This is a genomic window from Rhodococcus sp. (in: high G+C Gram-positive bacteria) (assembly GCF_049591685.1).
Taxonomy (GTDB): domain Bacteria; phylum Actinomycetota; class Actinomycetes; order Mycobacteriales; family Mycobacteriaceae; genus Rhodococcoides.
The window spans coordinates 1-9,649 of record NZ_JBAWFH010000345.1 but is presented as its reverse complement, the minus strand read 5'-3'; the positions used below and the strand labels follow the sequence as shown (position 1 = coordinate 9,649).

Below are 9,649 nucleotides of genomic sequence, written 5' to 3'. Positions count from 1 at the left end.
TCGACAGCGCCCATCGGTGACCCTCGTGGCGACCGAACGCGCGGACGCCGAGGGACAGATGCGCCTGCTCGCTGTCGCGGCGCACGAACTCGAGGCCCGGTCGATGCCGGAACCGCACCGCGCCCTCGCGGCGCGCAGCCGAGTGCACGCCCTTCACGAGGTGGCCGCCGAAGGCTCTTTTGACGAGCGAGACGATGCGACGGTGGTCGACGTTGCCGGCCACCGCTACAACCATGCGATCGGGCGTGTACCGACGGACGTGGAACGAACGCAACTGCGCACGCGTCATCGACTCGATCGATTCCACGGTGCCGATGATGGGACGTCCGACGGGGTGATCGCCGAACATGGCTTCGAGGAACAGATCGCCCAGAAGGTCCTCGGGATCGTCGTCCCGCATCGAGATCTCTTCGAGCACGACCTGCCGTTCGACATCGACGTCGGCGGTGCGACAGCGTCCGCGAAGCACGACGTCGGACACCAGGTCGACAGCCAGGGCAACGTCGTCGTCCAGCACGTGTGCGTAGAAGCACGTGCTCTCCTTGGAGGTGAAGGCGTTGAGCTCGCCTCCGACACCGTCCATGGCCTGCGCAATATCGAGTGCAGTGCGCGTCGGCGTGGATTTGAAGAGCAGATGCTCGAGAAAGTGCGCGGCCCCCGCAACGCTGGGCTGCTCGTCGCGCGACCCCACACCGACCCAGACACCGACGGACGCAGAACGAACGCCGGGTACGAACTCGGTGACGACTCGAAGACCACCGGGCAGCGTGGTGCGTTGGACACCCACCACGGGCTTGTCGGATTCCGAAACGGCAGAACGGTACGCCCGAAGCGGACGTACCGTTCTGCCCGGGTTGCTCTTACTCAGCGGTTGCCTCGGCAGGTGCTTCGGTGGCCGCATCGGCTGCGGGAGCCGCGTTGTCGTCCTCGACCGGGACGAGACTGATCTTGCCGCGGTTGTCGATGTCGGCGATCTCGACGCGCAACTTGGATCCGACGGCGACGACGTCTTCGACCTTGTTGATGCGCTTGCCGCCACCGAGCTTGGAGATGTGGACCAAGCCGTCGCGACCGGGGAGAAGCGAGACGAATGCTCCGAACGCCGTCGTCTTGACGACAGTGCCGAGGAAACGCTCGCCCACCTTGGGCAGCTGCGGGTTGGCGATGGCGTTGATCATGTCGATCGCGGCCTGTGCGGACGGACCGTCCGCTGCACCGACGTAGACGGTGCCGTCATCTTCGATCGAGATGTTGGCACCGGTCTGCTCGGTGATCGAGTTGATCATCTTGCCCTTGGGCCCGATGACCTCACCGATCTTGTCGACGGGCACCTTGATCGCGGTGACGCGCGGTGCGTAGGGGCTCATCTCGTCCGGAGCGTCGATGGCCTCGGCCATGACCTCGAGGATCGTCGTACGAGCGTCCTTGGCCTGCGACAGCGCGCCGGCGAGAACCTTGGACGGGATTCCGTCGAGCTTAGTGTCCAGCTGCAGTGCCGTGACGAAGTCCTTGGTACCCGCGACCTTGAAGTCCATGTCGCCGAACGCATCTTCTGCGCCCAGGATGTCCGTCAGTGCGACGTAGCGGATTTCGCCGTCGACCTCGTCGGAGACCAGACCCATGGCGATACCGGCAACCGGAGCACGCAGCGGCACACCGGCGTTGAGCAGCGACAGCGTCGAAGCACAGACCGAGCCCATGGAGGTGGATCCGTTGGAGCTGAGCGCCTCGGAGACCTGACGAATCGCGTACGGGAATTCCGCCTGGCTCGGCAGAACCGGCAGCAACGCACGCTCGGCTAGCGCACCGTGGCCGATTTCACGACGCTTCGGCGAACCGACACGGCCTGTCTCGCCGGTGGAGTACGGCGGGAAGTTGTAATGGTGCATGTAGCGCTTGGAAGTCTCAGGTCCGAGTGAGTCGACCTGCTGCGCCATCTTGACCATGTCCAGCGTGGTGACGCCGAGGATCTGCGTCTCGCCGCGTTCGAACAGTGCGCTGCCGTGGGTGCGCGGGATGATGGCAACCTCGGCGGACAGCGAGCGGATGTCGGTGACTCCGCGGCCGTCGATACGGAAGTGGTCCGTCAGGATGCGCTGGCGCACAGACTTCTTGGTGAGGGCGCGGAATGCTGCGCCGATCTCCTTCTCGCGCCCGGCGAACCGGTCTGCGACCTGCTCCAGGACCTGGGCCTTGACCTCGTCGAGTTTGCTCTCGCGCTCGGCCTTGCCTGCGATCGTCAGCGCGTCGTTGAGCGGAATCTTCGCTGCGCTCTCGACGGCTTCGAAAACATCCGACTGGTACGCCGGGAAGACCGGGTAGTCGCCGGTGGGCTTGGCGGCCTTGGAGGCCAGCTCCTGCTGTGCGGTGCACAGTGCGGCGATGAACGGCTTCGATGCTTCGATGCCTTCGGCGACGACTGCCTCGTTGGGGGCCGTTGCGCCACCTTCGATGAGCTCGATGACGTTCTCGGTTGCTTCTGCTTCGACCATCATGATGGCCACGTCGGCATCCGCGCCCGTGCCCGACACGATGCGGCCGGCGACGACCATGTTGAACACGGCCGCTTCCAGCTGCTCGTTGGTCGGGAACGCGACCCACTGCTTGTCGATCAGAGCAACGCGAACGCCACCGATCGGTCCGGCGAAGGGCAGGCCGGCGATCTGCGTGGACGCCGAGGCGGCGTTGATGGCGACGACGTCGTACAGGTCGGCCGGGTTGAGGCTCAGAACCGTGATGACGACCTGGATCTCGTTGCGGAGTCCGTCGACGAACGTCGGACGCAACGGCCGGTCGATGAGCCGGCAGGTCAGAATCGCGTCGGTGGACGGGCGTCCTTCGCGGCGGAAGAACGATCCGGGAATACGTCCGGCTGCGTACATACGCTCTTCGACATCGACCGTCAGCGGGAAGAAGTCGAATCCTTCGCGGGGGTGCTTGCCTGCGGTCGTTGCCGACAGCAGCATGGTGTCTTCGTCGAGGTACGCGGCGACTGCGCCTGCGGCCTGCTGCGCGAGACGTCCGGTCTCGAAGCGGATGCTGCGCTTGCCGAACGTACCGTTGTCGATCACGGCAGTTGCTTCGTAGACGCCCTCTTCGGCCTCTACAGTTGTGGTTTCCGTCATTCTCTTCTTCTCGTCCTCTCGTCTTTGCCGTACCGCACCGACGACCCGCGTGCCGCCGGCCGCCGATGTGGCGGCCCGGGCTGCGGGTGTTCGAGTAGGGGCGGCCATCGATCGAAGCCCGGCGGACGAGAATGCGTCCGCTCCAGGCCACTACCGAGGACCGACTCCACTTCGCGTGTCGGGCGTGCACGGCGATGTGCGGACACCCATGTGTCCGCTTGTCTTGCTGGCGCTCCAACACAGATAGCCAACGAGGAACAGTCTAAGCACTGCCTCGTTGGCTACTGCACTATTTCGATGACCGCCCAGAGCATGGGCGCGTCGGCGCCCGATCTAGCGACGCAGTCCCAGACGCTCGATGAGCGAACGGTACCGGGTGACATCCACCTTGGCGATGTACTTCAGCAGGCGACGACGACGTCCGACCAGCAGCAGGAGGCCGCGGCGGGAGTGGTGGTCGTGCTTGTGCTTCTTGAGGTGCTCGGTGAGATCGACGATGCGCTTGGTGAGCATCGCGACCTGCGCCTCGGGCGAGCCGGTGTCGGTCGGGTGCAGGCCGTACTCGCCGAGTACGGCCTTCTTCTCTTCGGTGGTCAATGCCACTGGTACAACTCCTGATCACTGACGTCCGCGTGAATGGAAGCTCGCGTTCTCGCGGTGCGGGAACATGAACCGGGTGCAGCCGCCACGGACCGCAGCGTGCACCGAGGATGCAGCCTATCAGTCGGTCAGGTCGGCAAGCACCTCGCGTGCTTGCTCGGAGTCCCGGCCCATCTGTTCGATCAAAGCGTCGATGGATTCGAATTTCTCCATGCCGCGCAGGCGTTCGACGAAGTCCACCGCCACATGCTGACCGTAGAGGTCGCCGTCGCTGTCGAGAACGAAGGCCTCGACGGTGCGCGTACGGCCCGAGAACGTCGGATTCGTTCCCACCGACACCGCGGCGCGGTGACGCTCACCGGGGGTGACGGTTCCCATGATGGGACCGGGGCCCAGCACCGTGAACCACGCGGCATAGACACCGTCGGCGGGTATCGCCGAATACATGGGCGGGGCGACATTGGCCGTCGGGTAGCCGAGTTGGCGCCCGCGACCGTCGCCGTGCACGACGACGCCCTCGACACGGTGTGGTCGGCCGAGAGCTGCGGCAGCTGCGGTGACGTCACCTGCGTCGACGCACGAGCGGATGTAGGTGGAGGAGAAGGTCACCGCATGCTCTGCGAGCAGATTGACTCCGTCGACGGCGAATCCCGATCGCTCACCGATCTTGCGCAGCATCCCGACGTTGCCGAGCGCCTTCTTGCCGAAGGTGAAGTTCTCTCCCACGACGACCTCGGCTGCGTGCAGCCGCTCGACGAGGATTTCGTGGACGTATCGCTCGGCGGTCAGCTTCATCAGCTCCGGCGTGAACGGCATGACACAGAAGACGTCGATACCCAACTCTTCTGCCAGCTCCGCGCGACGAGTCAGCGTGGTGAGCTGGGCCGGATGCGACCCCGGACGGACGACCTCCATGGGGTGTGGATCGAACGTCATCAGCACGCTGGGTACGCCGCGCTTCGCGGCCGCTGTCACCGCGCGGGATATGAGCTGCGCGTGACCGCGGTGCACGCCATCGAATACGCCGATCGTGAGAACACAACGACCCCAGTCGGCAGGTACATCGTCGAGACCTCGCCATCTCTGCACGAGGGAAAGACTACGGCCCGCGGTTCGCGTGGTCACTTCCGGACCGGCGTGTCACGGCGAACACCTGTGGACAAACCCGCGAACACTCTGCCAAGATTTCGGTGTGCCGAACTTATTTCTTCGCTTGTTCGCGGTGGCGCTGGTGGTCGTCCTCACCGCGGCCGGCTGCGCACACACCGTCGGGGAGGACGAGATGGTAACCGTCGTCGACGACGGCCGACCGCTCGTGCTCACCACCTTCACCGTTCTGGCAGACATGGCTCGTAATGTGGCCGGAGATCATCTACGCGTGGAGTCCATCACCAAGGCAGGCGCGGAGATCCACGGCTACGAGCCCACCCCCGGCGACCTCCGAGGCGCAGAGCAGGCCGAACTCATTCTCGACAACGGTCTCGGCCTGGAAGCCTGGTTCGAAAAGTTCGTCGAACGGGTCCCTGCACCCCACGCGGTCGTCAGCGACGGAGTCGACCCGGTGTTCGTACGCGACGACGCCTACGCGGGTCGCGCGAATCCGCATGCGTGGATGTCCCCCGTAGTCGCGCAGACCTACATCGACAACATCGCGGCGGCGTTCGTCCGCCTGGACCCGGGTCACGCGGCCGACTACCGCGCCAACGCCGAGTCGTACAAGTCTCGACTGCGCGCTGTCGGGGACGAACTACGCGCCAGCCTGGGCGGCCTGCCCTCTGCGCAACGCGCCCTGGTGACGTGCGAAGGGGCATTCAGCTACCTCGCCCGGGATTTCGACCTGCAGGAGGCGTACCTCTGGCCGGTCAACGCCGAGCAGGAGGGCACACCCAAACAGGTGGTCGCAGCGATCGACTTCGTCATCGACAACAAGGTTCCGGCCGTCTTCTGCGAATCGACGGTCTCGGACAAGGCGCAGCGGCAGGTCGCCGAGGACACCGGTGCACGCTTCGGAGGCAACCTGTACGTCGACTCGCTCTCGGGCACCGACGGCCCTGTGCCCACCTACCTGGATCTGCTGACCTACGACGTCCGCATCATCACCGACGCACTACGGGGAGACCGACGATGACCACAGCGCCACCCGCTCTCGAGGTGACAGGCGTCGGCGTGCGGTATCGCGACGTCACGGCGCTGGTCGACGCGAGTCTCACACTGGCGCCGGGCCGGGTGTGCGGCCTCGTCGGGATGAACGGCTCCGGGAAATCGACACTCTTCAAGGCCGTCATGGGCGTCGTACGACCGGACGCCGGATCGATCTCGATCTTCGGCGGACCACCGGCCAAAGCGCGTCGCGACGGCTTGGTCAGTTACGTCCCCCAGAGCGAATCCGTCGACTGGACGTTCCCGGTCAGCGTGCGCGAGGTGGTGATGATGGGCCGCTACGGGAAGCAGAACTGGATGCGCACGCCCCGCGCTCGCGACCGCGATGCCGTCACGGCCGCCCTCGACCGGGTGGACCTGACCGATCTCGCCGACCGGCAGATCGGTCAATTGTCGGGCGGCCAACGCAAGAGGGCGTTCGTCGCGCGAGCAATAGCGCAGGAGGCGTCGCTGCTGTTGCTCGACGAGCCGTTCGCCGGAGTCGACAAGCGCACCGAGGCCACCATCACGCGGCTTCTACGCGAACTCACGGCAGCCGGTGCGTCGGTCCTCGTGTCTACTCACGACCTGCATGCGCTCCCCGAACTCTGCGACGAGGCGATCCTGCTGCAGCAACGCGTCCTGATGCACGGAACACCGGACGAGGTGTTACGACCCGAGAACCTCGCGCTGGCGTTCGGTCTCGACCCCCTGCGCGCACGCACCCCGGAAGCGAGTTGAACCGTGTTCGTGGTCGATTTTCTGGTCGAACCCCTGCAATACACCTTTATCCAACGCGCACTGTTGGTCACCGTCGTTGCATCGGTCGTGTGCGCGGTGCTCAGCTGCTGGCTCGTCCTCATCGGGTGGTCGCTGATGGGTGATGCCGTCTCCCACGCCGTTCTCCCCGGAGTCGCACTGTCGTACCTGCTCGGCGCTCCGTTCGCCATCGGCGCCCTGCTGTTCGCCCTCATCGCCGTCGGTGCAATCGGCGTCGTGCGCAACACGACGCCGGTCAAGGAGGACGCTGCCATCGGAGTTGTGTTCACGACACTGTTCGCGTTCGGCGTCGTGCTGATCTCGAAATTCCCGAGTCAAATCGACCTGGGCCACATCCTGTTCGGAAATCTGCTGGGCGTCTCGCAGGGCGACATGTGGCAGGTTTTCGGGCTCGGCGGCGTCGCCCTGGTGGTCATGGTCGCCAAGCGACGAGATTTCACGTTGTTCGCCTTCGACCGCACGCAGGCGCGTGCAGTCGGTATCTCACCCACCATCCTCTCCGGACTGATGCTGACGCTCCTGGCTCTCACCACCGTCGTCGCACTGCAGGCGGTCGGCGTCATCCTCGTAGTGGCGATGCTCATTACCCCGGGCGCGACCGCATACCTGCTCACCCATCGTTTCGGACGCATGCTGGTGCTGGCGCCTGCCATCGGCGTCGGCTGCGCGATCGTCGGCATCTACGTCAGCTTCTACCTGGACGTGTCTTCCGGAGGAAGCGTCGTCCTGGCGCAGGGCCTGGTGTTCACCCTCGCGTACCTGTTCAGTCCCAACCAGGGCATCGTCACCCGCAGACTGCGCCGTCGAGACGTCGTCGTCGCCTGACCGGCCACGGGAGGTGTCATTTCCCGTTGGATTGCCTAAGCTCTCCCCGTGGTCGAACGAACAGACGTGCCTGTGGCGGCCGACGACGTGCAACTGTCGGCTGTCGCGCAGGACTACCTGAAAGTCATCTGGACCGCCAGCGAGTGGAGCGAGGACGCAGTCAGCACCAAGATGTTGTCCGAGCGCATCGGGGTGTCGGCGTCCACTGTGTCCGAGGCCATCCGAAAGCTCGCCGATCAAGGCATGGTCGATCACGCCCGCTACGGGGCCATCTCTTTGACCGAACGCGGCCGCGCCGCTGCCATGGTCATGGTTCGTCGCCACCGCCTGATCGAGACCTACCTCGTGCGCGAACTCGGCTACGGGTGGGACGAGGTGCACGACGAAGCCGAGATCCTCGAGCACGCGGTATCGGATCTGATGGTGGCGAGAATAGATGCGAAACTGGGCTTCCCGCAACGTGATCCGCACGGCGACCCGATCCCCTCGGTCGACGGTGCAATCACCTCGCCCGAGGCCACCCGGCTGAGCGAGTACGTTGACGGGCAGCACGGACGAGTCGCGCGTATTTCCGACTCGGATCCCGCGATGTTGCGCTACTTCGACTCGGTGGGCATCACCCTCGATCTCACGATCACCGTCGTCGAACGGCGCGACTACGCCGGCACCGTCGCCATTCGCCTCGGGCACAGCGATCCCACCCTCGACCTGGGTCAGCGTGCAGCAGAAGCGATCTGGATGATTCCGTCCTGAGCCGCGGCGGGAGTCACAGACCGCGCAGGGTCGCAGGCCGTACCACCATGACCGAACTCGCCCTCTTACCCTTCTCCTGCAGCAACGCGATGGTGTGCCCGCTGGGGTCGAGTGCCGCGTAGACCCCGGGAAGACCGATCGGATCGAGCCATCGACCCTGACTGATCGCCTCCGCCTCGTCCGCGTCGACCTGCCTGTGCGCGAACGCCGTTCGCGCAGCCTCGTCGATATCCATACTCACCGCCGGGTTGTCTGCGAGCCGGTCGAGGGTGCGCGCATGCCCCAGGGTGAAGGGGCCGACGCGCGTGCGACGCAGCACGGTGAGATGGCCACCCACGCCCAGCGCTGCACCGAGATCGCGAGCCAGGGCTCGAACGTACGTGCCCGACGAGCAGTCGACCTCGACGTCAACGTCGACGAAGTCGCCTTCGTTCATATCGGCCTCACGGGGGGCCGTGATGTCGCGTCGAGCGATGACCTCGAAGCGTGAGACGTGCACCCGCCTCGGCGGGATCGTGAACTCCTCCCCCGCTCGAACGAGCTTGTGTGCGCGCTGACCGTCCACCTTGATCGCGCTGACACTCGACGGCACCTGTTCGATGTCACCGGTCAGCAGGGCAACCTGTTCCGCGATGTCTTCGTCGCGAACACCGGACGCGGACACGTCGGCGATCGTCTCGCCCTCGGCGTCGTCGGTGGTGGTGCTGCGACCGAGGCGGATGGTCGCCGTGTAAGCCTTGGTGGTGAGTGCAAGCAAACCCAGCATCTTGGTGGCGCGTTCGATACCGAGAACGAGGACGCCGGTGGCCATCGGATCGAGTGTTCCCGCGTGGCCGACCTTGCGCGTCTTCAACAGCTTCCGACACGAGGCGACCACATCGTGGCTCGTCACCCCGGCGTCCTTGTCGACGATCAACAGGCCGGCGCCGACGAGACCCGAGGACAGCTTTCCACGTGCAGACACGAGAGGTCATTGTGCCCCACGGACATCGCGAACGGATGCCCGCATGGCTTCGGTGTCAGCTGACCGCGATTGCGGTGACGATCAAACCCTCCTCCACCAGCCAGCGTCCGTCGAACGAGGTCAACGGTGGTCCGTCGAGGGTGTTGCCCGGGACGAGAAGTTCGGAGTGGAAGGTGCCGGAGTGCACGTCACCCGTACTGGTCTTCTCGAACGTGATGTGGGCATCTTCGAACCCGAGCCAACGACCGGTCAGCGGTTCCCACGCCTTGTACGTCGCTTCCTTGGCGCAGAACAGCAGCCTGTCCCAATGCATCTCGGCGCTGTCCACCGTCGTCAGCCAATCTCGTTCCGCGGCCACGCTCACGGCGTCGAGCACACCGTCGGGCAGTGGGCCGTGCGGCTCGGCGTCGATTCCCACCGATCGAACCTGCATCGAATAGCCCAACACTGCACCGCGGTAGCC

Annotated in this window: 10 protein-coding genes; 4 read left to right on the top strand and 6 right to left on the bottom strand. The window is 65.3% G+C overall.

Features of this window, described 5'->3' with window-relative positions; genetic code table 11:
• The 4 genes from WBQ44_RS14545 to WBQ44_RS14530 all read right to left on the bottom strand — a co-directional run.
• On the bottom strand, positions 1-901 hold a 901-nt coding region (locus WBQ44_RS14545; RefSeq protein WP_495567383.1), incomplete at its 3' end, for a M16 family metallopeptidase.
• On the bottom strand, positions 861-3,125 hold the full coding sequence (locus tag WBQ44_RS14540; RefSeq protein WP_495567382.1) for a polyribonucleotide nucleotidyltransferase: 2,265 nt from the start codon (positions 3,123-3,125) through the stop codon (positions 861-863). The genes WBQ44_RS14540 and WBQ44_RS14545, both read right to left, overlap by 41 nt.
• Positions 3,126-3,458: 333 nt before the next feature.
• Positions 3,459-3,728, bottom strand: a complete 270-nt coding sequence (gene rpsO, locus WBQ44_RS14535) for a 30S ribosomal protein S15 (protein WP_072802087.1) — start codon at positions 3,726-3,728, stop codon at positions 3,459-3,461.
• A gap of 117 nt (positions 3,729-3,845) precedes the next feature.
• Positions 3,846-4,814: a bifunctional riboflavin kinase/FAD synthetase gene (locus tag WBQ44_RS14530; protein ID WP_495567381.1), complete on the bottom strand. Its 969-nt coding sequence runs from the start codon at positions 4,812-4,814 to the stop codon at positions 3,846-3,848.
• Positions 4,815-4,917: 103 nt separating this feature from the next.
• Between WBQ44_RS14530 and WBQ44_RS14525 the strand changes: the two genes are divergently transcribed.
• From WBQ44_RS14525 to WBQ44_RS14510, 4 genes are read left to right on the top strand one after another with little or no spacing between them, the layout of a single operon-like run.
• Positions 4,918-5,853, top strand: coding sequence for a metal ABC transporter substrate-binding protein (locus tag WBQ44_RS14525; protein WP_495567380.1), 936 nt, complete (start codon positions 4,918-4,920; stop codon positions 5,851-5,853).
• Complete coding sequence (locus WBQ44_RS14520) at positions 5,850-6,605, top strand: metal ABC transporter ATP-binding protein (protein WP_495567379.1); 756 nt, start codon at positions 5,850-5,852, stop codon at positions 6,603-6,605. The genes WBQ44_RS14525 and WBQ44_RS14520 overlap by 4 nt, the downstream gene beginning before the upstream one ends.
• A 9-nt stretch (positions 6,606-6,614) precedes the next feature.
• On the top strand, positions 6,615-7,469 hold the full coding sequence (locus WBQ44_RS14515; RefSeq protein WP_495567378.1) for a metal ABC transporter permease: 855 nt from the start codon (positions 6,615-6,617) through the stop codon (positions 7,467-7,469).
• 48 nt (positions 7,470-7,517) lie between these two features.
• Positions 7,518-8,222, top strand: coding sequence for a metal-dependent transcriptional regulator (locus WBQ44_RS14510; RefSeq protein ID WP_495567377.1), 705 nt, complete (start codon positions 7,518-7,520; stop codon positions 8,220-8,222).
• A 13-nt stretch (positions 8,223-8,235) separates the two neighbouring features.
• Here WBQ44_RS14510 and truB read toward each other — a convergent pair whose 3' ends face one another.
• Together truB and WBQ44_RS14500 are read right to left on the bottom strand one after the other, a co-directional pair.
• Positions 8,236-9,186 carry a tRNA pseudouridine(55) synthase TruB gene (gene truB, locus WBQ44_RS14505; RefSeq protein WP_495567376.1) on the bottom strand — a complete coding sequence of 317 codons (951 nt, stop codon included), beginning with the start codon at positions 9,184-9,186 and terminating at the stop codon, positions 8,236-8,238.
• 55 nt (positions 9,187-9,241) lie between these two features.
• Positions 9,242-9,649: 4'-phosphopantetheinyl transferase family protein (locus WBQ44_RS14500; RefSeq protein WP_495567375.1), on the bottom strand; the 408-nt coding region annotated here is incomplete at its 5' end.

Excerpts from the sequence above, each read along its gene's own strand:
- WBQ44_RS14540 (WP_495567382.1), bottom strand. The coding sequence starts at position 3,125 with ATGACGGAAACCACAACTGTAGAGGCCGAAGAGGGCGTCTACGAAGCA.
- WBQ44_RS14520 (WP_495567379.1), top strand. The coding sequence starts at position 5,850 with ATGACCACAGCGCCACCCGCTCTCGAGGTGACAGGCGTCGGCGTGCGG.